This window comes from Actinoplanes sp. NPDC026619 (assembly GCF_040638295.1).
Classification (GTDB): Bacteria; Actinomycetota; Actinomycetes; order Mycobacteriales; family Micromonosporaceae; genus Actinoplanes.
In genome coordinates, this window is record NZ_JBEZYA010000002.1 from 292,892 (window position 1) to 319,570 (window position 26,679).

The window sequence follows — 26,679 nt, forward strand, 5'->3', positions numbered from 1 at the left end:
ACAAGTCCTTCGCCGGTGACCGCGACCACACTGACGCTATGGCCGAACATTTCGACGTGCTCATCATCGGCGCCGGTTTGTCGGGGATCGGCGCGGCCTGGCGGCTGCAGGAACAGCTGCCGGGCAAGACCTACGCGATCCTCGAGGCGCGGGAGGCGATCGGCGGAACGTGGGATCTGTTCCGTTACCCGGGGGTGCGGTCCGACTCGGACATGTACACGCTCAGTTATCCGTTCCGGCCCTGGCGCGGCGCGGAGTCGATCGCGCCCGGGGAGAAGATCCGGCGCTACATCGAGGAGACGGCGGCCGAGGGCGGCATCCTCCCGCACATCCGCTTCGGCACCCGGGTGGTGTCGGCCGACTGGTCCTCGGCGACCGCGCGCTGGACTGTCGTGCTCTCCGACAAGTCGGAGTTGACGGCCTCCTTCCTTTATGGCTGCGCCGGTTACTACTCCTACGACATCGGCTACCAACCCGATTTCCCTGGCCTGTCCGATTTTTCCGGTCAAATAGTGCATCCGCAATTCTGGCCGCAGGACCTCGATTACGCCGGCAAGAAAGTGGTCGTGATCGGCAGCGGCGCCACCGCGGTGACACTGGTCCCGGCCATGGCCGGCAAGGCCGCGCACGTGACCATGCTGCAGCGCTCCCCCACCTACCTGACCGTCCTGCCGCCCAACGACGTGGTGGCGAACGCGGCCCGCCGGGTGCTTCCCGCGCGGATGGCGAACCGCGTCGCCCGCGCCAAGAATCTGCTGATCACGCAGGGCTTCTATCAGCTCGCGCGCCGCCGGCCGAAGCGGGTGCGGCAGATCCTGCGGGCCTTCGCCGTGCACGCGCTGAAGGACCCGGCCTACGTCGACAAGCACTTCACCCCCACCTACGAGCCGTGGGACCAGCGGCTGTGCGTGATCCCGGACGGCGATCTCTACCAGGTCATCCGCGACGGCCGGGCCTCGGTCGTCACCGACCACATCGACCACTTCGAGCCGGGCGGCATCCGCCTGAAGTCCGGTGAGCTGCTCGAGGCCGACGTCGTCGTCTCGGCCACCGGCCTGTCGCTGATCCCGATGGGCGGCGTGCAGGCGAGCATCGACGGCACGCCGGTCGACATCGGGGAGCACGCCGCCTACCGCGGGCTGATGCTCAGCGGCGTACCCAACCTGGCCTATTGCATCGGCTACACCAACGCGTCCTGGACGCTGCGCGCCGACCTCTGCCACCGCTACGTGATGCGCCTGCTCAAACACCTGGACCGGCACGGCCTCGCCACCGCCACGCCCGGCGACCCCGGTGGGCACGGCCGTCCGCTGCTCGATCTGTCTTCCGGGTACGTGCAACGCGCGCTCGACAAGTTCCCCCGCCAGGGCGAGCGTGACCCGTGGCTGGTCCGGCAGAGCTACCTGCGCGACGTGCTGACCTTCCCGCGCGCCGACGTCACCCGCGACATGACCTTCGCCCGCCAGCCCGCCCCCTTGGAGGAAATCGCCTCATGACCCCCTACGTGTTCCGCGGCCGCACCGCCGTCCTCACCGGCGCGGCCAGCGGCATCGGCGAGCAGCTCGCCTACGGCCTGGCCGCCCGGGGCAGCACCCTCGTCCTGGTCGATGTGGACGCCGCCCGCCTCGCCGCGGTCGCCGACCGGCTGGCGCGGGTCCACCCGTCGACGGCGGTCGAGACCATCGTCGCCGACCTGTCCGACCGGGCCGCGGTGGACGCGGTGGCCGCCGAGGTGCTGGCGTCGCACCCTGCCCTGGGCCTGCTGATCAACAACGCCGGCATCGCGCTCGGCGGGCGGTTCGACCAGGTCACGGTGGACGAGTTCGAGACCGTGATGAACGTGAACTTCCGGGCGCCGATGCTGCTCACGCACGCGCTGCTGCCCGCGCTCAAGGCCACCCCCGGCAGTCACCTGGTCAACGTGTCCAGCCTGTTCGGGCTGATCGCGCCGGCCGGGCAGTCGGCCTACAGCGCCAGCAAGTTCGCGCTGCGCGGGCTGAGCCAGGCGCTGCACAGCGAACTCGGCGACGACGGCATCGGGGTGACCACGGTGCACCCCGGTGGCATCCGGACCCGGATCGCGGAGAGCGCGCTGGTCGGCAGCGGCGTACCGGCCGAAGAGGTCGAACCCAACCGCAAGGTGTTCGCCAAGCTGCTGTCCTTCCCGGCCGACAAGGCCGCCACGCAGATCCTGGACGCCGTCGGCAAGCGCAAGGCCCGGTTGTTGATCTCCACCTCGGCGAAGGCGCCCGACCTGCTGGCCCGGCTGCTGCCGGTGGCGCACGCCCGGATCGTGCGGGCCGCGACCTCGGCGTCGGTGTCCCGCTCACGCGCACCCCAGGAGGTGACCCGATGAAGCCCACCGCAGGAGGTGGCCCGATGAAGCCCACCGCAGGAGGTGGCCCGATGAAGTACGTCGACGTGCAGACCGCCCGGATCCGCTACCACGAGTCGGGTGATCCGCAGGCGCCGCCGGTGGTGCTGCTGCACGGCATCGGGCGCAGCCTGGAGGACTGGGACGCGCAGCATCCGCTCCTCGACACCGACCACCGGGTGATCAGCATCGACCTGCCCGGCTTCGGGCTGAGCCAGCGGATGCCGGCGCCGACGACGCTGTCCACGCTGGCCGACGGGGTGTGGGCGACGCTCGACGCGCTCGGCGAGACCCGCCCGGTGCACCTGATGGGCAACAGCCTCGGCGGCGCGACGTCGATGCAGATGCTGGTCGACGAGCCGGCCCGGGTGTCGACGCTGACCCTGGTCAACAGCGCCGGGTTCGGCAAGGAGGTCACGTTCGCGCTGCGCGCACTGGCGATCCCCGGCGTGGGGCGTCAGCTGCTGCGCCGGATCGACAAGGTCTCGGCGCCGCGCCTGGAACGGTCCGTGTTCGCCGAACGCGCCATGGTGACGCCGGAGCGGGTGGCGATGGCGATCAAGTTGTCCCGGCAGCCCGACTTCGCGGCCGTCTATCTCGAGGTCGCCCAGGCCCTCGGCGGGTTCCGCGGCATCGCGCCCCGGTGGCGGGCCGAGCTGCTCCCCCGGGTGGCCCGGCACGCCAAGCCGACCCTGCTCGTGTGGGGCGAGCGCGACCGGATCCTCCCCTCGGCGCACCTGGCGGCGGCGCGGTCGGCGTTCCCGCACGCGTCCTGGCACCTGTTCCCCGGCACCGGGCACATGCCGCAGATCGAGCGGCCCGAGGAGTTCAACAAGCTGGTCCGGCCGCTGCTGGCCGCCTGAAAACCTTGCCTACAAGGTTTTGAGGGCTACGATGACGCGATGAAAATCGACGAGGTTGCCCTGGCGGCCGGCGGTCATCCGTTCCGGGTCCGGACCTATCAGCCGCCGCAGCCCGGTGGTGCGGTGCTGGTGTGGATGCACGGCGGCGCGTTCATGTTCGGCGACCTCGACATGCCCGAGGCCGATCAGGTCGCCCGCGAGCTGGCCGGGCGGGGCGTCACGGTGGTGTCGGTCGACTACACCCTGGCGCCGCTGGACGCGCTTCCCGCCCTGCTGCCGCCGGGCGGGCCGGGGCCGGATGCGCCGTTGCCGCCGCCACCGATGTCGGACCGGCCGCGGGCTCGCTTCCCGGTGGCGTCGCTGCAGGTCGCGGCGGCGTTCGAGTGGGCCGTGGAGAGCTTCGGCGAGGTGCGGGTCTCGCTCGGCGGGGCCAGCGCGGGCGCGAACCTCGCCGCGAGCGCGGCGATGCGGTTGCGGGACGCCGGCGGCGTACAACCGGCGTCGTTGTTGCTCGTCTATCCGGTTCTGCATGGTGAGGTTCCGCCGGTCGACGAGGAGTTGCAGGCGATGCTCAAGGAGCTGCCCGCGTTCCTGACGTTCCCGAAGGCGGCGATGATGGCCATCAACGAGAACTACGCGGGCGAGGCGCTGGACGACCCCTACGTCTATCCGGCCGGCCATGACCTGCGCGGACTCCCGCCGGCGTTCATCGTCAACGCCGAGGCGGACCGGCTGCGCATGTCCGGCGAAGGTTTCGCGGCCGAGCTGGCGATGGCCGGCGTCGACGTCACGGTGGTCCGCGAGCGCGGCACCGCGCACGGTTATCTCAACGAGGTGGGCGCCCCGGCCGCGATCCGCACGATGGAGCGCTTCACGACCTGGCTGGCCTGAGTTCATCCGATAGGTCGACCGCCCGGCCGGAGACCAGGATCGCGGGCGCGAGCCGCTCCAGGTGGTTGCGGATCAGGCCGAGCAGGTCGATGCGGCGGCCGGTGAGCACCCACTGCAGTTGGAGGCCGTCGGCGACCGCGATGCACTCGCGGGCGATGCCGTCGTAGTCGAGGTCGGCTCGCAGGAAGCCGGCCTCGACCGACGTGCGGAAGCTCTCGGTCAGCGCGGCCACCACGGTCTCGTAGCGGGCGACGTAGAGCGCGTGCGCCGCGCTGGTGGGGTCGGCGGCCTCGGCCGAGACGAGCACGAACAGCTCGACCATGCCCGGCTGCCGGTGCAGCAGGCCGGAGAGCCGCACCATCTGACGGAGCGGCCCGGTGCCGTCGACATCCTCCGGCGCTTCCTCGGCCAGCTCGCGGAGCATGCTGAAGCGCCGCTCGGCCACCGCCACCAGCAGGTGTTTCTTGGTCGGGAAATGGTGCGTGAGGCCGGGGCCGGTGAGGCCGGCGTCCTGGGCGATCTTGGCCATGGACGTCTGCGAGTAGCCCAGCTCGGCGAAGTTGGCGATCGCCACGTCGAGGATCTTTTCCCGGCGCGCGCGCCCGACCGAATAGCTGCCGCGCTCCCTGTCTTCCCTCACGGCGACACCGTATACCGGCATTCCGCCGCGCGAAAACCTGAAATCTTCGGTTTTCGTGCCGGAAACCTTGTGCCTTAGGTTTTTAACTTCTAGCGTGAGCCGCACCACAGCCCACCTCGGAGCGCCTCATGGACCTACGCGTCGAATACCAGGCCCGGCCGATCGGCATCGGCGTCCACCAACCGCGTTTCAGCTGGACACCCGGCTGCGCCCAGGACGCGTTCGAGATCAGCGTCGACCGGGCCGACGGCCACCCGGTCTGGCGCAGCGGCAAGGTCAAGGACAAGTTCCCCGCGATCGAGTACGCCGGGGAAGCCCTCGAGCCCAACCAGGCGTACCGCTGGCAGGTGCGGGTCTGGCCGTCCGGACAGGCGTCCTCCTCCACGTTCGAGACCGGCCTGCTCGGCCCGGCCGACTGGCAGGCGGCCTGGATCAGCCCGAAGCAGGAGCCCACCGCCACCGAGCGGTGGACGCTGTTCGACTGGATCACCGGCAATCGCCCCACCACCCCGGCCGAGCAGCGGCTGCGCCCGGTCCAGCTGCTGCGCCAGCGGTTCGGGGTGCGCGAGGGCGTGACCCGGGCCCGGCTGTACGCGACGGCGCACGGCGTCTACACCGCCCACCTCAACGGCCACGACGCCGGCGACCAGGTGCTCGCCCCCGGTTTCGACAGCTACCCGCACCGGATCTCGGTGCAGTGCTACGACGTCACCGACCTGCTGGTCACCGGCGAGAACGTGCTCGGCATCGCGCTCGCCGACGGCTGGTGGGCCGGGCGCATCGGGATCAGCGGCTCGAGCGCCCAGTTCGGCGCGGAGACCGGCGCCACCTGGCAGCTGCACCTCGACCACGCCGACGGCAGCACCGACCTGGTCCGCTCCGGGCCGGGCGTGGTCGGCTCGCCGGGCCCGTGGGCGTACGCGGATCTGTTCGTCGGCGAACGCTACGACCGGCGCGAGGAGAAGGCCGGCTGGGCCTCGCCGGGCTTCGACGACATCGGCTGGACCCCGGCGGCGCCGACCGGCGAGAGCACGGCCATGCTGCGGTCGTTCGCCGGCGAGCCGGTGCGGCGGGTTCTCGAACTGCCCGCCGGGCAGATCACCGGCGACGCGGAGACCGGCTGGATCGTCGACTTCGGCCAGGTCATCGCGGGCCGGGTCCGGCTCACCGTCCGCGACCCGCGCCCCGGCCAGGTGGTCACCCTGGAGCACACCGAAACGCTCCGGCCGGACGGCGCCTGGTTCGCCAACATCAACGGCATCAACAAGGAACAGACCGATGTGTACGTCGCGGCCGGCCGGCCCGGCGGCGAGACGTACGAACCGGCGTTCACCTTCCACGGCTTCCGCTACGCCCGTATCCACGGCCTGCCGGTCGCGCCCGAGTTCGGCGACGTCGTCGCGGTCGTGCTCGGCAGCGACCTGGAGTGGACCGGTTCGTTCGCGACCTCGGACCCGCGCCTCGACCGGCTGCACCGCAACGTGGTGTGGAGCCAGCGGGCCAACTTCCTGTCCGTGCCGACCGACTGCCCGCAACGCGAACGGGCCGGCTGGACCGGTGACATCCAGGTCTTCGCCCCGGCCGCCACCAACAACGCGCAGGTCGTGCCGTTCCTGCGCCGCTGGCTGGCGAACGTGCGCGCCGATCAGCTGCCGGACGGCCGGGTGCCGATCTTCTCGCCGTACTCCCCGCACGACGCCGGGTCCGCCGCCGCGGCGACCGGGATCGGCGCGATCGTGGCCGCCGCCGGGTGGGGCGACGCGATCGCCCTGGTGCCGTGGACCCTCTACGAGCGCACCGGGGACCGGCGGGTGCTCGAGGAGAACCTGGACGCGATGCTCGCCTGGATCGAGTACCAGCGGTCGCCGCGCTACCTCTCCGACGACCAGTTCGGCGACTGGCTGACCCCGAGCACGCTGGAGGGCCGGCCGATCCACGAGGCCATCGGCATCGCGCCCGCCCTGACCGGCGCGCTCGTCGCGCCGATGTTCCAGGCCCAGACCCTGACCGTGACCGCCCGCTCGGCCCGCACGCTGGGCCGGCACTCCCTCGCCGACGACCTGGAGAGCCAGGCCCGCGCGGTGCGGCGCGCGTTCGCCGCCACCCAGGAAAGCCTCCCGGACCTGCAGGGACCGCACGTCCTGGCGCTCGCCTTCGACATGGTTCCCACCCCACGGCGGGCCGCCGTGGCCGCCCGGCTCGCTGCCCTGGTCGAGGCCCGCGACGGCCGGCTCGACACCGGGTTCCTGTCCATGCCGTACCTGCTCGACGTCCTCTGGGACAACGGCTATCCCGAGCTCGCCCGCCGGGTGCTGTGGCAGTCGGAGATGCCGTCCTGGCTCTACGAGGTCGACCGGGGCGCCACCACGATCTGGGAGTCCTGGGACGCGATCGCGCCGGACGGCACGGCTCGCGAGATGTCGCTCAACCACTACGCGTTCGGTTGCGTCGACGACTGGCTGTACCGCCGGGTCGCGGGGATCCGCCCCACCTCACCCGGTTACCGCACCGCCACCGTCGAGCCGGATCTCGCCGCCGGCGTCGACTCGGTCCGCGCGCACGTCGGCACCCCGTACGGCCGGCTCACCGTCTCCTGGCAACTCGCCGGGGGCACCGCCGACATCCACGTCACCGTGCCGCCCGGAGTCACCGCGACGCTGGCCACCGCGGCCGGCGAGACGCCGCTCTCCGCCGGCGAGAACCACCTCTCCGTTCCGTCCCCCACCAGGAGTCTCTCGTGAGCATCAGTGTCGCCGCCGTGCCGCCGGACACCGTCTGGCGCAACCCCGTGGCCGCTTCTACTTCTTCTTCCTCTTCGCGATCGCGGCCACCTCCGGCACCCTGCTGGCCGACTCGATCCTGACCCTCGCCCTCAAGGCCCAGCAGATCGACCCCGATCGCTCCACCACGATCCTGTCGATCGTGGTGGCCCTCGGCGGGCTGACCTCGCTGGTGGCGTACCCGCTGGTCGGGCGGCTCAGCGACCGCACCACCTCGCGGCTCGGCCGCCGCCGGCCGTTCCTTCTCCTCGCCGCCGCCCTGATCGCCGCCGGATCGCTGCTGATCGTCGCCGCGCACGACACGGTGCTGCTCACCCTCGCGTTCGTGCTCGTCGGCACCGGCGCGGTGGCCGGTCTGGTCGCCGCCTCGGCGATCGTGCCGGACCAGTTCGCCCCGGAGCACCGCGGCACGCCGTCGAGCATGGTCGGCCTCGGCGCCCCGATCGGCGCTCTGCTCGGACTGTTCCTGGCCCAGCTCGTCCAGCCGCACCTGACCGCGATGATCCTGCTCCCGGCCGGGGTGGCCGTGCTGGCCCTGCTGCTGCTGACCATCGTGCTGAAGGACCGGCAGCTCACGCCCGAGGAACGGCCGCCGTTCGTGCTCCGCGACTTCCTCGGCACCTTCTGGGTCAACCCGTTCCGGTTCCCCAGCTTCGGGCTGGCCTGGTGGAGCCGGCTGTTCATCTTCCTCGGCGTGGCCGCGGTCAACGCCTACCAGACCTTCTACCTGATCGACGTCCAGCACGTCGACGAGGCGACGGTGGGCACCACGATCTTCCTCGCCACCCTCGTCCTCACCGGCGTCTCGCTGATCTTCGCCCCGATCGCCGGCAAGATCTCCGACCGGATCGGCCGGCGCAAGCCGTTCGTCGTCGTCGCGGCGCTGATCTTCGCGGTCGGGCTCGGCCTGGTCGCCGCGGCCGGCAGCATCCCGGCGTTCTTCCTGGCCATCGCCGTGCTCGGGCTCGGCCAAGGGGTCTACTTCGCGGTCGACTTCGCCCTGGTCACCGAGGTGCTGCCGGACCCGGCCAACCCGGGCAAGGACCTCGGCATCATGAACCTCGCCAACAGCCTGCCCATCATGATCGTCCCGGCGGCCGCGCCCGCCCTGCTGGCCCTCGGCTCCTACACCGCGCTGTTCATCGCCGGCGTCATCGCCGCGGCGGTCAGCGCGCTGTTCATCCTGCCGATCCGCGGGGTGCGCTGACATGATCCGCCGACTGACCAGCGCGCTGCTGCACAAGGCGTTCCCCGGCCTGCCGGAGGCGTCGCACCGCTACCAGATCCGCCGCGACATCGAGGTGCCGATGTCCGACGGCACGGTGCTGCTCGGCGACCTCTACCTGCCGTTTTCCGAAACCGAAGCCGCTGCGCATCCGCCGACCGTCCTCCTCCGCAGCCCGTACGGCCGCGCCGGGATCGGGGCGCCCATCTGCCGGCTGCTGGCCGAGCAGGGCTTCCCGGTCTCCTCGCAGAGCTGCCGCGGCACCGCCGGCAGCGGCGGCGTCTTCGTGCCGCAGCTGCACGAACGGTCCGACGGCGTCGACACCCACCGCTGGGTGCGGGCGACCGGGTGGCCACCGGCCGCACCATCGACTGCTACCAGGACTGGGTCAACCGCGACGACCTGAGCGACGAATATTGGACCGTCCAGTCGCACACCGCCGCGGTCCCGAAGGTCACCGCGCCGATCGCGATGACCACCGGCTGGTACGACATCTTCCTGCCCTGGCAACTGCGCACCTATCAGCAGCTCGTCGACGCCGGCAATCCGCCGCAGCTGACCGTCGGCCCGTGGGGTCACGCCAGCCCGCCGCTGCTGCGGGACACCCCGGCCGAGGTGTACGCGTTCCTCCGGAACCGGCTGATGGGCGGGCCGGACACCCGGCCGGACCCGGTCCGGGTCTACGTCACCGGGGCCGAGGAGTGGCGCGGCTACACCGAGTGGCCGCCGGCCGCCGTCACCGGCACACCGTGGCTGCTGCAGCCCGAAGGCGGCCTCGCCACCCGCACGCCGCCGGTGAGCGCGCCGAGCCGCTACGTCTACGACCCCGCCGATCCCACCCCGGCGCTCGGCGGCCCGGCCCTGAGCCCCAAGTCCGGGCCGGTGGACAACACCGCCCACGAGCGCCGGGCCGACGTGCTCACGTTCACCTCAGCCAAGCTGTCGAGCCCGGTCGAGGTGCTGGGCGAGCCGGTGGCCACCATCGCGCTGCGCTCCGACCGGGAGCACACCGACCTGTTCGTCCGGATCTGCGACGTACGCCCGGACGGGACATCGTGGACGGTGTGCGACGGCATCCGGCGGATCGGCGGGCGGGGCACGGTCACGATCGACCCGAAGGCCGGCGACGACGGCGTACGCGAGGTGATCGTGTCGCTGTTGCCGACCGCCCACCGGTTCCGGGCCGGGCACCGGATCCGGATCCAGATCAGCTCCGGCGCGCACCCGCGCTATGCCCGCAACACCGGCGGCGACGAGCCGGCCGGCGCCGCCCGCACCCTGCACCGGGCCAACCAGGAGATCCTGCACGACCCGGCACACCCGTCGCGGATCGTGCTGCCCACGCTGCCGGCATGACGGCCGGGCCGCGCCTCGAGTTCCTCGCCGACGCCGAGATCACCCTCGGGGAGGTGCAGGCACTGGGCGAGATACCGGCCGGCTGCCGCCGGATCATCCCGATCACCGGCGGCACGTTCCACGGCCCGGCCCTGGCCGGCGAGGTGCTGCCGGGCGGGGCGTCGACCGCGGCGACTACTACTTCCGCCGGACCGTCCACCTCGAGGCCCCGGCCGGGCGGCACGACCGGCTCAACCGCTCGATCATCCTGGCCGACCCGGTCCGGCTGCCGGCCGCTACGCCGCCTATCTGCTGCACTGAGCCGGCTCAGGCCGGAAACTCGACACCCGGGGTCGACGCGATCAGCACCTCGGCCACCGGGCGCCAGCCCAGCGCCTGGTAGAGGCGCTGCCCCTCGTCGCTGGCGACGAGGAGGCCGGTCCCGGCGCCGTGCTCGCGCGCGGTGGTGGCCAGCGCGCTCATGACCGCGCGGCCCAGCCCGCGGCGGCGGTGTTCCGGCGCGGTCAGGATCCGGTCGGCGACCGCGTCGCCGCCGCTGAGCCCGGCCCACCCGTGGGCGCCCTCGGCGCCCGACGCGTCGAGCACCTCGACCGTGATCGCGCCGCCGTCCACCCGCGTCCGGATCCGGTAGGGCTCGGCCGGCGTGGCCGGCGGATGCTCACCAAGGTCGATGGTCATCAGCTGCTCCGAGCGCTTGAGCAGGACCAGGCCGGCGGCCTCGAGATCCGCGGCCGCCCGGTCGGGTTCGGCGCTCGGCACGGTCAGCCAGGTGACCGCCTCTTCGCCGCGCACGAGCTGGGCCAGCCGCGCCAGGTCCGTGTCGTCGTAGGCGAAGTATTCGACCTCGCGCCCGTTCTGCCGGCAGTGCGCCCGCACCGCCCCGCCGACATCCTTGCTGGCCGGAACTCCCCGCGACACACCCCAGCCCCGCTGCCACCGAACGACGAGCTCCCCCAGTTCAGACATCCGGGTAGCCTATGGCCTCGATGTCGGCGGCCAGTTTGCCGAGCGCCAGCTCGGGGTTCAGGCGGCGCACCAGAGCCTCGGTCAGCGGTGTCAGGGCGAAGACGTCGTTGACGGCGCCGGGGTCGATCGCGGTCTCGTAATAGTCCTCGGCGAACGCCCGGTAGGACGCGGGGGTGTCGTCCAGCAGGACGGCGAACAGCCGGTCCGCGCCGTCCGGGTCGTCGCCGGGCGGGTAGTCGACCGCGCCGGTACGCCAGCGGTCGTCGCCGGTCTCGCGCCACACGCACACGGTCGCGTAGAACTGGGCGCCCCACCCGAAGGCCGGCTCATCCAGTTGCGCCGCGAACGTCGCCGGGACCGCGTCGACCAGGCCCGGCCACAGCTCCTCGTCGTTGCGCGCCGGGCTCATCACCGACTCGTGGTCGAAGCCACGCACGAAAACCCCGGCCGGGCCGAAGACGATGTGGAACTCGTCGCCGGAGCCGTCCCGCATCTCGGCGATCTCCTCGCCCGGCCCCCACGACACGTTGTAGCCGTAGTGCCGCGCCTCCTCGTCCGGGCTGAGGATCGCGTCGAGCATCGCGAGCGCGCGGCACCGGCGACGCAGCGTCGCGGCATCCGGCAGCGCGCCGACCAGATCTTGTGCGGTCACGGGGCACATCCAACCTGATCAACCACCCTGTTGTCAGACCCGCCCGGCCCGCAATGCCGAGTTCAGGCGGGATTGACCGGCAACGTGATCGTGAACCTGGTGCCGCCGCCCGACGCCGGCCCCGCGGAGATCGTCCCGTGGTGCGCCTCGACGATCGCCTTGGTGACCGCCAGGCCCAGCCCGGTGCCCTTGATCCCCGCGTCGGTCGCGTTGCTGGCCCGGAAGAACCGGCTGAACAGGTGCGAGTACTGCTCCTCGGGAATGCCGATGCCGGTGTCGCTGACCTGGATGACGACCTCGTCGCCGCGCTGCTCGGCGGACACCGTGACGGTGCCCCCGTCCCGCGTGTACTTGATCGCGTTGGACAGCAGGTTGTCGAGCGCCTGGCGCAGTCGCTGCCCGTCGGCGTGCACGGTGACGTCCGGCTGGATGAGGGCCACGATGGTCAGCTGCTTCGCGGCCGCGCTCGGGGCGTGGTTCTCGATCACGTCGTGCGCCAGCTTCCCGCCGGCCAGCGGCCGCGGGCTGATGCTGATGTGGCCGGCCGCCAGCCGGGCCAGGTCGAGCAGATCGTCGACCAGGCCCTGCAGGTGCAGGGTGGTGCGCTCGATGACGTCGGCGTGCTTGCGGTCGAGCTCGCCCAGCGACGGGCTGTCGATCAGCATCTCGCTGTAGCCGCGGATCACCCCGACCGGGTTACGCAGCTCGTGGATGACCAGCGCGGCCAGCTCGTCCTTCATCCGGTCCAGGGTGCGCAGCTGCCCGACCTGGTGACGCTCCTGCTCCAGCAGCTCCTCACGCTTGTTGGCCAGCTCCCGGCGGTCGGTCACGTTGGTGCTGAGACCGTCGACGTAGAACCGGTCGTTCTCCCAGCGGGACATGGCCCGCGTCCAGATCCACCGGACCTGGTCGTCGTAGCCGATGACCCGGCACTCCAGCTCGGTGGGCTCGCCGTCGAGCAGGTCCTGCTGGAACTTGACGAGCAGCTCGGCGTCGTCGGGGTGCAGCCGGTCGGTCAGGGTCGGCTGCGCGCCGTCCGGCACGGGACCGAAGACGCCGGAGGCGTTGGGGCTGCCGTAGACGATCGACGGCAGCCCGGCGCCGTTCACCTCGACCGTCCAGACGTAGTCGTTGACCTGCTCGACGACCCGGTTGAAGTTGCGGCGGGCGTCGGCCAGGGCGAGCGACATGTCCTCGGCCCAGCGGCGCTCGAGGAACTGCCCCAGGTGGGCGCCGACCGCGTCGAACATGCCGGCCGTGTCCGAGTCGTAGGGCAGATCGGCATCGGTGTAGAAGGCGAGCACGCCGAGGACGCGCCGGCCGGAGCGCACCGGCACGCCGACCGCGACCCGGATGCCGACCTCCTGCAGCGCCCGGCGGCCGTAGGACTCCATGTCCTCGGGCATGACGCCGGTGTGCCACCACACCTCGCTGTTGCGGCGCCAGACCAGGCCGGGCAGGCCCTCGCCGATCACGAAGGAGAGCGGCTGGTCGCCGGTGAAGGCGGACAGGTCGTGGTCACCGGTGGTGTGCGAGCTGAGCCGGACGACCTGCTGGCGGTCGTCGGTGACCTGCCAGTACTCGCCGCAGAGCCAGCCCAGCTCGTCGGTGATGGCGGCGACCGCCCGGATGGCGGCGTCCGTGGCGTTGGTCGCGTCGGAGAGCACCTGGGCGACCGCGTGCCGGGCCCGGCGCAGCTCCTCGGCCCGGTGCGCTTCGGTGATGTCGCGGGTCACCGAGACGGCGCCGAGGCGGCGGCCGTCGGCGGTCTCGATCGGGCGGGCGTGGGCGATGAGCCGGCGCCACTGGCCGTCGCGCCAGATCGCCATCTGCTCACCCCGGACGATCTCACCCGCCTGGGCGCGGGCGAGCGCCGAGTCCTTCGCGAGCTCACGGCCGTCGGCCGTGTAGACGCCGTAGTGCGCAGGCCAGTCCTCCATGGACAGGTCGGCAGCGGCCTCCTTGCCGAGCAGCTCGCGCAGGCTGCGGTTGAAGAAGGTGAGCCGGCCCTGGTTGTCGCAGGCGGCGACACCGGTGTCGAGGCTGTCCAGCAGCGCCTGCAGGAATGCGCTGTCCGGGGCGAACGCGAAGTAGAGCGCGTCGTCGACCTCCTGCAGCAGCATCTCGGCCGGGAACTCCTGGCCGGAGCTGCCGGCCACGGTCACCGACACCTGCTCGCCGATCACCGGCATCGTGTCCCGGAATCGGTCCGGGAAGATCAACTCTCCGATCGGGCGGCCGATCACCTCGGCCGGGCCGTAGCCGAACATGCGCTCGGCGGCGGCGTTCCAGGAGAGCACGCGGCCGGTCCGGTCGGTGGAGATGAACGCGTCGTGCGTGCCCTGCAGGATCGCCTCGGTGCGCTGCCGGGCCACGGACTCCCGGGCGACCGCGAGCCGCAACGCGACCTCGACCGACGCGGCCTCGGCGAGGTCGCCCAGGGTGGCCAGCTCGTCGGGGGTCCAGTCGCGCTCCCGGGAGTCGATCACACAGAACGAGCCGAGAACCGAGCCGTCCGGCGCGCGCAGCGGGAAGCCGGCGTACGCGATGGCCTGCGGGTCGGAGATCTCGCGCAGCCGGGCGTCGAGGCGTGAGTCCGCCACGATCAGGGGAGCCTCGTCCTGCACCACGTACTTGCAGTACGAGTGGGAGAGAGACCGGGTGCGGGGACCGTCCACGAGGCCGTGGGAGCTCGCGAAGTGCTGATGGTCGGCGTCGATCAGCGACACCATCGCCGCGTTCGCCTGGAGCAGGCGTGCGGCGAGAGAGGTGAGCCGATCGAGCGATGCCACCGGACCTGCTTCGAGCAGACCGGTGGCGTGCAGCGTCTGGAGGCGATCCACCACCCTCTGTGCCATGGCCGTAGCAATCGGTGACCGTCGCGGCTGCTTGAGAGGAACTGCTACCGCGGCGCAACGATGCCGGGTGCAATTCGGTGCGGGAACGGTTGCGCGGCCGTTCGTAGAGTAGGCGACAGCCCGAACCAGGCCGTTGGCACGAAGCGGTGAGCAACCCCGCCGGTCAAGCCGTCCGGCTCGTCGACGCCGAGCACGGGCCGAAGTGGCTCACGATCCTCGAGCCATGCCCCTTCGACCTGAAGACCGAGATGCTCAACGACTTCCACGCCGACGTCAACGGCGACGGCGTGCCGGACGATTTGGTCCTGCGCAGCTGTGAGCCGCTCACCTCCTACTGGCCGACGACCGTCGAGGTCTTCGACGGCACGTCGCCGGTGAGCAAGCCGCGCCGCATCGGCACCCTGCTCACCGGCTCGGTGGCGAACGACGGCCCCTACGTTTACGACCGTTCCGCCTGCTCGATCGCAAGATCGGCCCGAAGTTCGACGGCTGCCCCGTCATCGGCAGCTGATCAGCGGGCGGCCAGCCAGTCGGCGGCGCGCCGCTTCGAGGCGCGGGACAACCACGCGTCCTGGATGATCTCGGCCAGCTCACCGCGGGTCAGCTCGCCGACGCGACTGGCCCGCAGCAGCACCGACGGGTGACCGGCGAAGTGCGGCGTGGTGAAGAACGGGGTCGACTCGTCGCGTACCAGAGCCTGCTTGTCGTCGTCCGACTCCACCCAGAAGACGATGACGTCGGACCAGCGCTCGCCGGTGACCGGGTCGACCGCGTCCGGCCGCGGCGTCCGGAAGAACACGAACGACTTGCGGCCCACCTGGTAGACCGGGTTCGCGCCGGGATCGACGGTCACGTGCGGCATCGCCAGGGCGATCTCGTGCACGTCGGAGACCCGCGCGGGTCGTTCCTCGTCGTCGGACACCCATCGATCCTAGATATGTGTGGTCGGCACATGTGCACTCGGCCCGGAAGACTCGTAAGTTCACCGGTATGACGACGGCACATGTGGTCGACCTGGACCTCGAGGGCAAGACCGCGCTGGTCACCGGTGGTGGCAGCGGGATCGGGCGGGCCTGCGCGCAGCGGCTCGCCGCGGCCGGCGCGCGGGTGGTCGTGGTCGACCTGAACCCGGGCGCGGACACCGTCGTCGCCGACCTGAGCGACCTGTCCACCATCGCCGGGCTGCCCGCCGAGGTGGACATCCTGGTCAACAACGCCGGCCTGCAGGTCGTGTCGCCGCTGACCGAGTTCCCCGACGAGAAGTTCGCGCTGATCCAGCGGGTCATGGTCGAGGCGCCGTACCGGCTGATCAAGCACGTCCTGCCGCACATGTACGCGCGCGGCTGGGGCCGGATCGTGAACATCTCGTCCGTGCACGGCCTGATCGCCTCGCCGTACAAGTCTGCTTATGTCACGGCGAAGCACGGCCTGGAGGGCCTGTCGAAGGTGACCGCTCTCGAGGGCGCCGAGCACGGCGTGACCTCCAACTGCATCTGCCCTGCGTTCGTGCGCACTCCCCTGGTCGACAAGCAGATCGCCGACCAGGCCGAGATCAACGGCATCGGCGAGGACGAGGTCGTCGAGAAGATCATGTTGCAGCGCGCGGCCATCAAACGCCTCATCGAGCCGGCTGAGGTCGCCGAGCTCCTCGCCTATCTCTGCGCCCCACCCGCCGCACTGATCACCGGATCGTCGATCACGATCGACGGCGGCTGGACGGCGCACTAGGTTCGATGATCATGCTGAACCCGCTCGAATACCTGAACCTGCTGGCCCGCGAGGCCGCGCCGGTCGAGTTCGAGCGCCCGCTGCTCGCCGCCCGGCAGTCCGGCACCGCCGCCGAGGACCTCGCCGAGCTGGAGGAGATCAAACTCGCGGCGCTGCGGGTCCGCGCCCTGCTGGCTCGCCGCCGGCGCCGCGAGGAGGAGCTTTCCGCGCTGTACGACACGGCCGGCGACCTCGCCGGGCTCCGCGATCTCGACGCGGTGCTGCGGGCGATCGTCCACCGGGCGCGCACCCTGCTCGGCGCGGACGTCTCCTACCTGACGCTCAACGATCCGGCGCGCGGCGACACCTACATGCGGATCACCGACGGCTCGGTGGCGGCCAGCTTCCAGACCCTGCGGCTGCCGGCCGGGGACGGGCTGGGCGGTCTGGTCGCGGTCTCCGGCACGCCCTATTCCAGCGCGGACTACGGCCAGGACCCGCGCTTCCGGCACACCAAAGACATCGATTCAGGCGTACGGGATGAAGGCCTCGTCGCCATCCTCGGCGTACCCCTGCGATTGGGGTCCTCGGTGATCGGTGTGCTGTTCGCCGCCGACCGCACCGAGCGCGCGTTCGCCCGCGAGGAGGTCGCCCTGCTCGGCTCGCTGGCCGCGCACGCCGCCATCGCGATCGACACCGCCCGGCTGCTCACCGAGACCCAGGCCGCCCTGGCCGAACTGTCCGCGGCCAACACCGTGATCCAGGCGCACAGCGCGTCGGTGGAACGCGCCGCCGCGGCCCACGACCGGATGACCGCCCTGGTCCTGCGCGGCGGTGGCGTCGAGGACGTGGCCGCCGACCTGGTCGACGTGCTCGGCGGTGCCCTGCTGGTGCTGGACGCCACCGGCCGCCAGCTCGCGGTGGCGAAGTCGGCCGCCTGGCCCGGCGGCCTGCCCGACCTGGACCCCGCCGACGTGGCCGAGGCGGTGGCCGCGTCGCGTGGCGCCGGCCGCAGCGTCCAGCGCGGCGACGCCTACGTGGCCGCCGTGGTGGCCGGTGCCGACAACCTGGGCGCCCTGCTGTTCCACCCCGCCCAGCCGCTGGAGGGCGCCGACCAGCGGATCCTCGAACGGGCCGCGCAGATCACCGCGTTGCTGCTGCTGTTCCGCCGCACCGTCGCCGAGGCCGAGGGCCAGGTCCGCGGCGAACTGCTCGACGACCTGATCGGCCGCCCGGTGCGCGACGAGCAGGCGCTGCGCTCCCGGGCCCGCCGCCTCGGCGTCGACCTGGACGCCCCGCACGTGGTGGTGGCCGCGGCCGGCCAGGCCGAGGGCGGCCTGCGCCAGCGGGCGGTGTCGTGGGCGCGCACGTTCGCCGCTGCCCGCGGCGGTCTGGCCGTCGCCAAGGACGGCCGCCTGGTCCTGATCCTGCCCGGCGCCGACCCGGCCGGCACCGCCCGCACGGTGGCGAAGGAGCTGGCCCGGGCCCTGGGCCAGCCGGTCACCGCGGGCGCCGCCGGCCCGGTGTCCGCCCCCGCCGCGATCGGAGCGTGCTACCGGTCGGCGGACTCGTGCACGACGGCGCTGATCGCGCTGGGCCGCGCCGGCGAGGGCGCGAGCAACACCGAGCTCGGCTACGTCGGCCTGCTGCTCGGCGACCGCCGCGACGTGCCGGCCTTCCTGGCCGCGACGATCGGCCCGGTGCTCGACTACGACGCCCGCCGTGGAACCGCCCTGGTCAAGACGCTCGAGGCCTACTTCGGCGCGGGTGGCAGCCTGTCCAAGGCGGCCGAGGTCCTGCACGTGCACGTCAACACCGTGACCCAGCGCCTGGACCGCATCGCCAGCCTGCTCGGCCCCGACTGGCAGACCCCGGCCCAAGCCCTGGACCTTCAGCTGGCCCTGCGCCTGCACCGCCTGAGCGGCCCGCTCGCCTCGTAGCAGCTCTTCTCGCCTCGTAGCAGCTTTCCGGAAGGTGGCATCGTGGAGGAATTCGACGTCGCGGTGGACGGCGGCCGGCTTCGCGTGGTGGCGTGGCCCGGGGACGGCCCGGCGGTCATCGCCGCGCACGGGATCACCGCCAACGCGCTGTCCTGGGCCGCGGTCGCCCGGGAACTCGACGGAGACGTACCCCTGATCGCTCCTGATCTTCGAGGTCGCGCCCGGAGTGCGGGGATCGCCGGGCCGTTCGGCATGGCCGCCCATGCGGCCGACCTGATCGCGGTCGCCGACCACCTCGGGCTTGAGCGGGCCCACCTGGTCGGGCACTCGATGGGCGGCTTCGTGGTGGCCTCGACCGCCGAGCTCCACCCGTCGCGAGTGGCGTCGGTGCTGCTGGTCGACGGCGGCCTGCCCCTGCCGCTCCCGCCGGGCGTCGACGTCGACACCGCCCTGCTGGCCACGATCGGCCCGGCGATGACCCGCCTGTCGATGACGTTCGACTCCCCCGAGGATTACCTCGCCTATTTCCAGGCCAATCCGGCCTTGGGCAACTACTGGTCGGACGAGGTCTCCGCATACGTCCTGCGCGACTACACCGGCACCGGCTCGTCATGCGTCCTCGACGCCGTGCGGGCAGACGCGCGCGACATGCTCACGACCCCGGCGCCCGCGCCGTTCCCACTGCTCGGCGCGCTACGCGGCATGCAGGATGAGGCGCCCGGCATGTACCCGGACGCCGTCCTGCAGGCCGCCGGCGCCACGATCGTGCCCGACGTCAACCACTACACGATCCTGCTCGGCAAGGGCGCCGCCGCGGTAGCGGACCACATCCGGTCGCAGGTTCTTTGAGTACTCGCACTCATTCGCGCCGGTGACTGCCCGGCAAGGATGGCCGACATGGATATCAATCCGCAGCCCAAGGTGACCGCCGCGTTCTACGCCCAGGCGACCGCCTCATTCGCCATATCCCTGTCGGCCGTCGCGGCCGGCGTCTTCTACCTGCCGGTCGGCGGCTGGATCCGCGCTTTCCTGGCGATCGGCGTGCTCTACGTCGTGACGTCGTCGTTCACGCTCGCCAAGTGCGTGCGCGATTCCCAGGAGGTGGGCACGGTCGTGCGCCGGGTCGACCAGGCCCGCATCGACAAGCTGATCGCCGAGCACAACCCGTTCAAGGACCCGGCGGGCGTGTAGCCACCACGTGAAAGACGTGCCAGTGTTTGGTCCCCCCGTAGGCCGGGCCCTCGGCGTCCTCCTCGTCCAGCCGCACCAGGTCGAGGCCGTCGACGAGGGCCCGCACCGCACCCTCGCTCAGGAACGTCTCCCCCGGCGTGCCGGCCCACTCGTCCCGGTCGCCGAGCAGATCGACCGCGAGCCAGCCGCCCGGCCGGAGACTGTCGCGGATCATGCCCCAGAGCCGCTCGAAGCCTTCCGGCGCCAGATACTGCAGCGAGTATCCGGAGTAGATCAGCCCCGCCGCCGGCAGCCCGCCGAGCGTCGCGAGGTCGGCCTCGACGACGGTGAGCCCCTCGTGCACACCGACCCGCTCGATGGTGCCCGGCGCCGAATCGACCGCGTGCACCCGCCAGCCGGCCGCGAGCAGTGCCGCCGCCTCGATGCCCGCGCCGCAGCCGAGGTCGACCGCGGTGCGCCCGGCGCCGGGCCCGGCCAGCTCGATCACGTCGGCGCAGAGCTCCCGCACTGCCCGCCCCGCCTGCGCGTCGTTGTATCCGGCCCAGTGCGCGGCGTCGCGCGTCCCGCTCACCGCAGCACGGAGAACTCGGTGCCGTCCGGGTCGGCCAGCACGATGCGACCGGCCTCGTCCCGGCCGGCGCCGGCCCGGACCGCCCCGAGCGACAGCAGCCGCTCGACCTCGGCCTGCTGGTCGCTGCCGGCCGCCGGCACGAGTTCGAACCGCACCCGGTCCGGGCCGTTGCGCGGCGACAGCCCGCCCCAGGAAATCTTCGAGCCGCCCCGCGGCGACTGGATCGCGGTCTCCTCGTCCCGGTCCCAGACCAGCGGCCAGTCGAGGGCAGCGCTCCAGAAGTATCCGACCTGTTGCGACCCGTCGCAGGCCAGCGCCCCGACGAACCCGCAGCCGGCGAGGAAGTTGTTGCCCGGCTCGATGACGCAGAACTCGTTGCCCTCCGGATCGGCGAGCACGACGTGCTCCTCCTCCGGCAGCTGACCGACGTCGATGTGCCGGGCGCCGAGCTCCAGCGCCCGCGCCACCGTCCGCTCCTGCTCCGCCAGAGTCTCGCTGGTCAGATCGAAGTGCGCCCGGTTCTGCCCCGTCTTCGGCGCCGCGGCCGGCACGAACCGGAGCCGGAACCCGGTGCCGTCGCCGGGCAGGACCGTGCCGTCGTCGGGTTTCCGGCCGAGAAGCCCGGCCCAGAACCGGACGAGCCGCTCCGGTCGTTCGGCGGCGAGGCAGATCGCGGAGAGCTCAGAAGCCATCCCCATGTTCTACGGCCGGACGCGCCCCGGCGCATCCGAGTTTCCCGCTACTCGTAAAGCACATCAGCGGTACTGCTTCACGACCGCGTCCCAGCCGGGGATCTCGGTGGCCGGGCGTGCGGCCGGCCCCACGTAGTCGGCGGACGGGCGGATGATCTTGCCGAGGCGTTTCTGCTCCAGGATGTGGGCGCTCCAGCCGGACGTGCGGGCGCACGTGAACATCGACGCGAACATCTCCGACGGGACCTGGGCGAAGTCGAGGACGACCGCCGCCCAGTACTCCACATTGGTCTCCAGCACCCGATCCGGCTTGCGTTCGCGCAGCTCCGCCAGCGCCGCCTTCTCCAACTCCAGCGCCACCTCGTAACGCGGCGCGCCGAGCTCCTCGGCGGCCGCCCGCAGGATCGCCGCGCGCGGGTCCTCGGCCCGGTAGATGGCGTGCCCGAAACCCATCAGGCGCTTGCCGCTGTCGAGCACCCCTTTGACGTACGCCCGCGGATCCGCCCCACGCTCGACTTCCTCGATCATGCCGAGCGCGCGGGCCGGCGCCCCGCCGTGCAGCGGGCCGGACAGCGCCGCCACCGCCGCGGACAGGCAGGTGGGCACGTCGGCGCCGGTGCTGGCCACGACGCGCGCGGTGAAGGTGGAGGCGTTCATGCCGTGCTCGGCGGCGCAGACCCAGTAGCGGTCGATCGCGGCCACGTGCCGCGGGTCCGGCTCGCCCTGCCAGCGGCGCATGAAGCGCTCGGTGGCGTTGCGCCCGCCGTCGACGATCCGCTGCGGCACCGCCGGCAGCCGGGAGCCACGGGCCGACTGGGCGACGTAGGACAGCATCATCACCGACGCCCGGGCCAGGTCGGAGCGGGCCTGGTCGTGGTCGATGTCGATCAACGGCTGCATGCCCCAGTGCGGTGCGAGCATCGAGACCGCCGCCTGCACGTCGACCCGGATGTCGCCGGAATGCACCGGGATCGGGAACGGCTCGGCCGGCGGCAGCGCCTGCGTGAGGTCGCCGTCCGCGAGCAGCCCCCACACCTCGGCGAACGTGACCTTGCCGGCCAGCTCGCGCACATCCACGCCGCGGTAGCGCAACGACCCGCCGTCCCGATCCGGTTCGGCGATCTCGGTGTCGAACGCGACGACACCGGCAAGTCCTGGGTTGACAGTCAGCATCCTCCCAACATGTGCCGTCTACATATTGATGTCAACATTGATTCAGTCAACATGAGAGCATCTCCACATGGCCGCGAACCCGCATCTGATGACCACCGAACAGGTCGCCGAACGGCTGGGAGTCAAACCCGCCACGGTGTACGCCTACGTCAGCCGGGGCCTGCTCACCAGCCGCCGCAACGCCGACGGCAAGGGCAGCCTCTTCGCGAAACCGGACGTCGACGCGTTCGTGGCCGGCCGCAAACGCCCCACCACCCCCGGCATTCAGACCGGCCTCACGCTGATCAAGGACGGCGGGCTCTACTACCGCGGCCACGACGCCTGCGCGCTGGCCCGCACGGCCAGCTTCGAGGCGGTCGCCACCCTGCTCTGGACCGGCGAGCTCGAGCACGCCGACCTCGTACCGCAAGAGGAGCTGCTGGATCTCGCAGCGCGAGTGATCGCCCCGCTGCCGCCCGCCGCCCGTGGCACCGACCGGCTTCGCGTGATCGTCGCGGCGGTAGCCGCGGCCGATCCGCTGCGCTTCGACACCACCCCGGCCGCCGTCGTGGCAACCGGGCGCACGATGCTCGTCACGATGGCGTCCGCCCTGCCGCGCACCCGCATAGCCGGAAAGCACCGGGCCGGCCTGGCGGAGATCCTCTGGCATCGGCTGAGCGCGGCGAAGGCCAACTACCACCTGCTCAACGCCGCCCTGATCCTGCTGGCCGACCACGACCTGGCCGCCTCGACCCTGGCCGCCCGGGTGGCCGCCTCGACCCGCGCGCACCCCTACGCCGTCGTCGGCGCCGGGCTGGCCGCACTCGACGGCCCACTGCACGGCGCGGCAAGCAGCCTCGCTCACGCCATGCTGTCCGACGCGCTGACCTCGGGCGATCCGGTCGCCACGATCACCGGCCGGCAACGCGTCGGCCCGGTCCCCGGTTTCGGCCACCACCTGTACCCGGACGGCGACCCGCGCGCGACGACCCTGATCGAGATGATCAGCGACGGCCCGGTGCGGTCGACGGCAACCCGCATGATCGAGGCGATGCGCACCCGCGCCGGCATCCACCCCAACATCGACTTCGCGCTGGCCACGCTCACCCTGACCCACGGCATGCCGCCCGACGCCGGCGAAACGATCTTCGCGGTCGGCCGCACGGCCGGCTGGCTCGCCCACGCCCTCGAGGAGTACGCCGACCGCCCGAGCCGCTTCCGCCCCTCCGGCCAGTACTCCGGCCGGCAGCCCTAGACCGGGTGGGTGCCGGTGCCGACGATGCGGTACGGGACGGTCTGCTCCAGGACGCGGGGCTCCTGGGTCTCGGCGCCGCAGAGCAGGACGATCGGCTGGTGGGGCAGGCCGGAGTCGCGGTTGGGCGTCCAGCCGAGCACCAGCCACGTCTGGTCGTGGCCCGGTTCGCTGATGTAGAGCGGGTAGTACTGCGGAATCACAGCGCCGACGCTACTGGAGCGCGATTCGCCGGCGGGGCCGTTTGCCGTTCTGGCAAGGAAACTCGGCGGCCGGGGCGGGGCATCGCATGCTGGGGGCATGAGTGACGAGCAAGCGTGGGACGCCCGGTACGCCGAGGCGGAGCACCGGATCTGGAGCGGCAACCCGAACGTCGAGCTGGTGACCGAGGTCGCCGATCTACGGCCGGGGCGGGCCCTCGATCTGGGGTGCGGTGAGGGCGCGGACGCGGTCTGGCTGGCCGGGCGTGGCTGGCAGGTCACCGCCGTGGACATCTCGGGCGTGGCGCTGCGGCGGGCCGCGGAGCACGCCGCCGACGCGGGCGTGACGGTCGAATTCCAGCGGCACAACCTGGAGCAGACGTTCCCGGACGGCGAGTTCGACCTGGTGTCGGCGCAGTTCCTGCACTTCTGGGCCGAGTTCGACCGGGAGAAGATCCTGCGCCGGGCGGCCGGGTCGGTGGCGCCGGGCGGGGTGCTGCTGATCGAGGGCCACATGGATCACGGCCCGTTCGCGCACGGAGACAACGAGGGGAAAGAGATCCACTTCCCCACGCCGGACGAGGTGATCGCGGCGCTGGACCTGGGCGACGGCTGGGAGGTGCTGACGAAGGCGATTCACCCGCGTCAGCAGAAAGGCCCGGACGGCGACCTGATCACGCGCACCGACAGCACCGTCAAGCTGCGACGCAACGGGTTCTAGCCGGCGCGTCGGCGGGCCCGGCGGGCCGCGAGCTCGTCGCCCGCCGGCGTCTCCGCCGCGGGAACGCCCACCGGTGTCGGGCCGGCGGCCGGTTCGGCCGGCAGGTGCGACAGCGAGCCCTGGATCTCCTTGAAGGCGCCGCCGATCGCGATGCCGAACACGCCCTGGCCGCCCTGCAGCAGATCGACGACCTCTTCCGGCGAACGGCACTCGTAGACCGTCGTGCCGTCCGAGATGAGCGTGATGCCGGCCAGATCTTCGACGCCGCGCGACCGCAGCGTCTCGATGGCCCGGCGGATGTTCTGCAACGACACGCCCGCGTCGAGCAGGCGCTTGACGACCTTGAGAACGACCAGGTCGCGGAACGAATAGAGGCGCTGCGTGCCGGAACCGGACGCGTCGCGAATGCTTGGCACCACCAGCGTGGTGCGGGCCCAGTAATCGAGCTGGCGGTAACTGATGCCGACCGCCTGGCAGGCTGTCACTCCGCGATAGCCGACCGATCCGTCCTCGCCGACGAGTGGGCCCTCTAACGGCTGCTCGTGCACGCGACTACCTCCCCGCTGCGCGGTGCCGCTTCACCTGGACTTCACGAGCGTATATCTCAGCGGTCGCCGAAACAGTCAGGTAATGCGGCGACACGCCGCGTACGGAGGAAGTGGATCACCCGGGAAAACCGAATCAGCCGGCGAAGTCTTCCGGACGGACCTGGTCGAGGAACTCACGGAACTTCTCGACCTCGTCCTCCTGCTCGTCCGGGATCACGATGCCGGCCTCGGTGAGCACCTGCTCGGCACAACGGATCGGCGCGCCGACCCGCAACGCGAGCGCGATGGAATCACTCGGCCGGGCGGAAACCCGCAGGTCCTCGCCGATCAGGAGGTCGGCGTAGAAGACGTTGTCCTTCAGCTCGGTGATCTCGACGGCTCGCAGCGGCGCCTGCAGCGCCGCCAGGATGTCGCGCAGGAGGTCGTGGGTGAGCGGACGGGCCGGTTTCACACCCTGCTGCTCGTACGCGATGGCTGTCGCTTCCACGGCGCCGATCCAGATCGGCAGGTACCGATCACCGTCGACCTCCCGCAGCAGGACGATCGGCTGGTTGCTCGGCAGCTCCACCCGAACTCCGACCACGCTCAGCTCGCGCACCGCCCGCCTCCGTGTGTCGTCGTTTTCCGTCGCCGCGAAAGCACGGCCCCCAAGTCGCCGCTAAAGCACGGCCCCCAACAAGCCGCCCACAACGCACGGCCCCCCATAACCTGCACGGTACACGCCCGAGCGCCGAGCGCCGGAACGGCTCAGCGGCCGAGTTCGCCGCGTAATCCGGCCCGCACGAGCGCGGCGTGCAGCTTCTGCGACAACGCCTGCAAGTCGCGCGCGGTCTCGCCGGCCCGGGCCCGCGCGGCCGGGTCGCTCTGCCGCACCAGTGGCGCCAGAAGCTGCGTGAACAGGCCGACCTCCCGGTCCGCCGCGGCCCGGAACGCCCGCAGGTGGCGCACCTCGAGGCCGTGCCGGATCAGCCCGACGACGGCTTCGACGACCAGCACGGTGTCACCGTCGTACCACCCCGGCGGCTTGGCTGTGACCAGACCGATCTGCTCGAGCTCGTCCAGCAGCGACGGCGTGGCGCCCGTGCGTTCGATCACATCCTCCCGGGGGACCCGGGAGTCGGACGGATCGGCCGCCTTCTCGCTGCCGACCGCGACCAGCGCCGGGCGCGCGGGCGCGACCGGTTCCTCGTCGATGCGGTCCAGCTGCTCGCGGATCACGCGCAGCGGAAGGTATTGATCCCGCTGCGCGGTCAGCACGAAGCGCAACCGGGCCACGTCGTTCCACGAATATTTGCGGTACCCGGAGGCGGTCCGCTGGGGATCGACCAGCCCTTCCGCCTCCAGGAACCGCAACTTCGAGATCGTGGTGTCGGGGAACTCGGTGCGCAGGTGGGCCAGCACCTCCCCGATGCTCATCAGCACGGCCTCGCGGCCGCTCCCCGGGCGTGGCCCTGGGTCGCGTGCGGCCGCCCCCGACGAATTCACAGTCAGCTACCCTCGCCCTCCGGCCGCGGGCCCGCGATGAACACCAGGCGGAACTTGCCGATCTGCACCTCGTCCCCGTTGCTCAGGGTCGCCGCTTCGACTCGTTCCCGGTTCACATAAGTGCCGTTGAGCGAGCCGACGTCGCGCACCGTGAAGGTGCCCCCGTCGCGGTGGAACTCGGCGTGCCGGCGAGAGACCGTCACGTCATCGAGGAAGATGTCGCTGTCGGGGTGCCGGCCGCTGGTGGTCACGTCGTGGTCCAGCAGGAACCGGGCTCCGGCGTTGGGGCCCCGGCGCACGACCAGCAGCGCCATACCCGGCGGGAGCGAACCGGACATCCGGCTCGGCACCACATCGGTGTCGGGACCTTCCAGCACCTCGTCGAGAGCACCGAGGTTCAGCGTGGACGTGACGTCGAGTGGGGGGAACTCGTCGTCTGGGCGCGTCATCGGACCACCTCACGGATCAGTTGGTCGTCGCCAGGCGGCGCGAGAGTTACCCCGCCGCGGCCGTCAGGCCCGGACGCACGACTATCGGTCTTCAAGTTTCTTCGATTCCAAAAATGCAAATGCGAGCCTAGTCAGCGCCAATATCGAGGAGCAACCGGACGCGCGG

General features: G+C 71.7%; 26 protein-coding genes and 2 pseudogenes. 15 read left to right on the top strand and 13 right to left on the bottom strand.

Going from position 1 to position 26,679, the window contains the following annotated elements; genetic code table 11:
- The first annotated feature begins 38 nt into the window (after window positions 1–38).
- The 4 genes from AB0E90_RS06515 to AB0E90_RS06530 are packed head-to-tail and all read left to right on the top strand — an operon-like array spanning window position 39 to window position 4,128.
- Window positions 39–1,496: an NAD(P)/FAD-dependent oxidoreductase gene (locus AB0E90_RS06515; protein WP_360400236.1), complete on the top strand. Its 1,458-nt coding sequence runs from the start codon at window positions 39–41 to the stop codon at window positions 1,494–1,496.
- On the top strand, window positions 1,493–2,356 hold the full coding sequence (locus tag AB0E90_RS06520; RefSeq protein WP_360400239.1) for an SDR family NAD(P)-dependent oxidoreductase: 864 nt from the start codon (window positions 1,493–1,495) through the stop codon (window positions 2,354–2,356). The genes AB0E90_RS06515 and AB0E90_RS06520 overlap by 4 nt, the downstream gene beginning before the upstream one ends.
- A 23-nt stretch (window positions 2,357–2,379) precedes the next feature.
- Entirely contained in the window at window positions 2,380–3,237 is an 858-nt protein-coding gene (locus AB0E90_RS06525) for an alpha/beta fold hydrolase (protein WP_360400242.1), read from the top strand.
- Window positions 3,238–3,276: 39 nt separating this feature from the next.
- Entirely contained in the window at window positions 3,277–4,128 is an 852-nt protein-coding gene (locus AB0E90_RS06530; RefSeq protein WP_360400245.1) for an alpha/beta hydrolase fold domain-containing protein, read from the top strand.
- Here AB0E90_RS06530 and AB0E90_RS06535 read toward each other — a convergent pair.
- Window positions 4,109–4,768 carry a TetR/AcrR family transcriptional regulator gene (locus AB0E90_RS06535; protein WP_360400248.1) on the bottom strand — a complete coding sequence of 220 codons (660 nt, stop codon included), beginning with the start codon at window positions 4,766–4,768 and terminating at the stop codon, window positions 4,109–4,111. The genes AB0E90_RS06530 and AB0E90_RS06535 overlap by 20 nt on opposite strands.
- 128 nt (window positions 4,769–4,896) lie before the next feature.
- On the opposite strand from AB0E90_RS06535, the gene AB0E90_RS06540 reads away from it, so the two are divergent.
- The 5 genes and pseudogenes from AB0E90_RS06540 to AB0E90_RS06560 form a co-directional block, all read left to right on the top strand.
- Window positions 4,897–7,509, top strand: a complete 2,613-nt coding sequence (locus tag AB0E90_RS06540; protein ID WP_360400251.1) for a family 78 glycoside hydrolase catalytic domain — start codon at window positions 4,897–4,899, stop codon at window positions 7,507–7,509.
- A 103-nt stretch (window positions 7,510–7,612) separates the two neighbouring features.
- Window positions 7,613–8,755 carry an MFS transporter gene (locus tag AB0E90_RS06545; protein WP_360401335.1) on the top strand — a complete coding sequence of 381 codons (1,143 nt, stop codon included), beginning with the start codon at window positions 7,613–7,615 and terminating at the stop codon, window positions 8,753–8,755.
- 100 nt (window positions 8,756–8,855) lie between these two features.
- A pseudogene (locus AB0E90_RS06550) lies at window positions 8,856–8,929 on the top strand (hypothetical protein); the annotation flags it as partial.
- Between the two features lie 96 nt (window positions 8,930–9,025).
- The gene (locus AB0E90_RS06555) at window positions 9,026–10,129 is read left to right on the top strand and encodes a CocE/NonD family hydrolase (protein WP_360401338.1); all 1,104 of its coding nucleotides are present in this window, start codon (window positions 9,026–9,028) and stop codon (window positions 10,127–10,129) included.
- Window positions 10,126–10,284, top strand: a pseudogene (locus AB0E90_RS06560) (DUF3237 family protein); the annotation flags it as partial. The gene AB0E90_RS06555 and the pseudogene AB0E90_RS06560, both read left to right, overlap by 4 nt.
- 151 nt (window positions 10,285–10,435) lie before the next feature.
- Here AB0E90_RS06560 and AB0E90_RS06565 read toward each other — a convergent pair.
- The 4 genes from AB0E90_RS06565 to AB0E90_RS06580 all read right to left on the bottom strand — a co-directional run bounded on the left by AB0E90_RS06565 (window position 10,436) and on the right by AB0E90_RS06580 (window position 15,527).
- Entirely contained in the window at window positions 10,436–11,095 is a 660-nt protein-coding gene (locus AB0E90_RS06565) for a GNAT family N-acetyltransferase (RefSeq protein WP_360400254.1), read from the bottom strand.
- On the bottom strand, window positions 11,088–11,756 hold the full coding sequence (locus AB0E90_RS06570) for a hypothetical protein (RefSeq protein WP_360400257.1): 669 nt from the start codon (window positions 11,754–11,756) through the stop codon (window positions 11,088–11,090). The genes AB0E90_RS06565 and AB0E90_RS06570 overlap by 8 nt, the downstream gene beginning before the upstream one ends.
- Before the next feature lie 53 nt (window positions 11,757–11,809).
- On the bottom strand, window positions 11,810–14,590 hold the full coding sequence (locus tag AB0E90_RS06575; protein ID WP_360400260.1) for an ATP-binding protein: 2,781 nt from the start codon (window positions 14,588–14,590) through the stop codon (window positions 11,810–11,812).
- A 526-nt stretch (window positions 14,591–15,116) separates the two neighbouring features.
- On the bottom strand, window positions 15,117–15,527 hold the full coding sequence (locus AB0E90_RS06580; protein WP_360400263.1) for an MmcQ/YjbR family DNA-binding protein: 411 nt from the start codon (window positions 15,525–15,527) through the stop codon (window positions 15,117–15,119).
- A 68-nt stretch (window positions 15,528–15,595) separates the two neighbouring features.
- Between AB0E90_RS06580 and AB0E90_RS06585 the strand changes: the two genes are divergently transcribed.
- Genes AB0E90_RS06585 through AB0E90_RS06600 form a run of 4 tightly spaced genes read left to right on the top strand, consistent with a single transcriptional unit; the run spans window position 15,596 to window position 19,443 of the window.
- Window positions 15,596–16,333 (top strand): SDR family oxidoreductase, encoded by a 738-nt coding sequence (locus AB0E90_RS06585; RefSeq protein WP_360400266.1) that lies wholly within the window; start codon window positions 15,596–15,598, stop codon window positions 16,331–16,333.
- Between the two features lie 5 nt (window positions 16,334–16,338).
- The gene (locus AB0E90_RS06590; RefSeq protein ID WP_360400269.1) at window positions 16,339–18,252 is read left to right on the top strand and encodes a helix-turn-helix domain-containing protein; all 1,914 of its coding nucleotides are present in this window, start codon (window positions 16,339–16,341) and stop codon (window positions 18,250–18,252) included.
- 42 nt (window positions 18,253–18,294) lie between these two features.
- Entirely contained in the window at window positions 18,295–19,101 is an 807-nt protein-coding gene (locus AB0E90_RS06595) for an alpha/beta fold hydrolase (RefSeq protein WP_360400272.1), read from the top strand.
- A 48-nt stretch (window positions 19,102–19,149) separates the two neighbouring features.
- Window positions 19,150–19,443, top strand: coding sequence for a YiaA/YiaB family inner membrane protein (locus tag AB0E90_RS06600; protein ID WP_360400275.1), 294 nt, complete (start codon window positions 19,150–19,152; stop codon window positions 19,441–19,443).
- On the opposite strand, the gene AB0E90_RS06605 is transcribed toward AB0E90_RS06600, so the two are convergent.
- From AB0E90_RS06605 to AB0E90_RS06615, 3 genes are all read right to left on the bottom strand, one after another.
- On the bottom strand, window positions 19,421–20,014 hold the full coding sequence (locus tag AB0E90_RS06605) for a methyltransferase domain-containing protein (protein ID WP_360400278.1): 594 nt from the start codon (window positions 20,012–20,014) through the stop codon (window positions 19,421–19,423). The two genes, AB0E90_RS06600 and AB0E90_RS06605, sit on opposite strands and share 23 nt — an antisense overlap.
- Window positions 20,011–20,706: a VOC family protein gene (locus tag AB0E90_RS06610; protein WP_360400281.1), complete on the bottom strand. Its 696-nt coding sequence runs from the start codon at window positions 20,704–20,706 to the stop codon at window positions 20,011–20,013. The genes AB0E90_RS06605 and AB0E90_RS06610 overlap by 4 nt, the downstream gene beginning before the upstream one ends.
- Window positions 20,707–20,769: 63 nt before the next feature.
- Entirely contained in the window at window positions 20,770–21,879 is a 1,110-nt protein-coding gene (locus AB0E90_RS06615; protein ID WP_360400284.1) for a citrate synthase 2, read from the bottom strand.
- Between the two features lie 67 nt (window positions 21,880–21,946).
- Between AB0E90_RS06615 and AB0E90_RS06620 the strand changes: the two genes are divergently transcribed.
- On the top strand, window positions 21,947–23,113 hold the full coding sequence (locus AB0E90_RS06620) for a citrate synthase family protein (protein ID WP_360400287.1): 1,167 nt from the start codon (window positions 21,947–21,949) through the stop codon (window positions 23,111–23,113).
- Here the strand turns inward: AB0E90_RS06620 and AB0E90_RS06625 are convergent.
- A complete protein-coding gene (locus AB0E90_RS06625) occupies window positions 23,110–23,313 on the bottom strand; it encodes a hypothetical protein (protein ID WP_360400290.1) in 204 nt (67 codons plus the stop codon). The genes AB0E90_RS06620 and AB0E90_RS06625 overlap by 4 nt on opposite strands.
- 97 nt (window positions 23,314–23,410) lie before the next feature.
- Here AB0E90_RS06625 and AB0E90_RS06630 point away from each other — a divergent pair, with 97 nt between their 5' ends.
- Window positions 23,411–24,031, top strand: a complete 621-nt coding sequence (locus tag AB0E90_RS06630; RefSeq protein ID WP_360400293.1) for a class I SAM-dependent methyltransferase — start codon at window positions 23,411–23,413, stop codon at window positions 24,029–24,031.
- Here the strand turns inward: AB0E90_RS06630 and AB0E90_RS06635 are convergent.
- The 4 genes from AB0E90_RS06635 to AB0E90_RS06650 form a co-directional block, all read right to left on the bottom strand.
- Entirely contained in the window at window positions 24,028–24,579 is a 552-nt protein-coding gene (locus tag AB0E90_RS06635; protein WP_360400296.1) for a MerR family transcriptional regulator, read from the bottom strand. The genes AB0E90_RS06630 and AB0E90_RS06635 overlap by 4 nt on opposite strands.
- A gap of 133 nt (window positions 24,580–24,712) precedes the next feature.
- Window positions 24,713–25,177, bottom strand: a complete 465-nt coding sequence (locus AB0E90_RS06640) for a bifunctional nuclease family protein (RefSeq protein WP_360400299.1) — start codon at window positions 25,175–25,177, stop codon at window positions 24,713–24,715.
- A 149-nt stretch (window positions 25,178–25,326) separates the two neighbouring features.
- Window positions 25,327–25,995: a MerR family transcriptional regulator gene (locus tag AB0E90_RS06645; protein ID WP_360400302.1), complete on the bottom strand. Its 669-nt coding sequence runs from the start codon at window positions 25,993–25,995 to the stop codon at window positions 25,327–25,329.
- 71 nt (window positions 25,996–26,066) lie between these two features.
- Complete coding sequence (locus tag AB0E90_RS06650; protein ID WP_202994510.1) at window positions 26,067–26,513, bottom strand: FHA domain-containing protein; 447 nt, start codon at window positions 26,511–26,513, stop codon at window positions 26,067–26,069.
- Window positions 26,514–26,679: the final 166 nt, after the last annotated feature.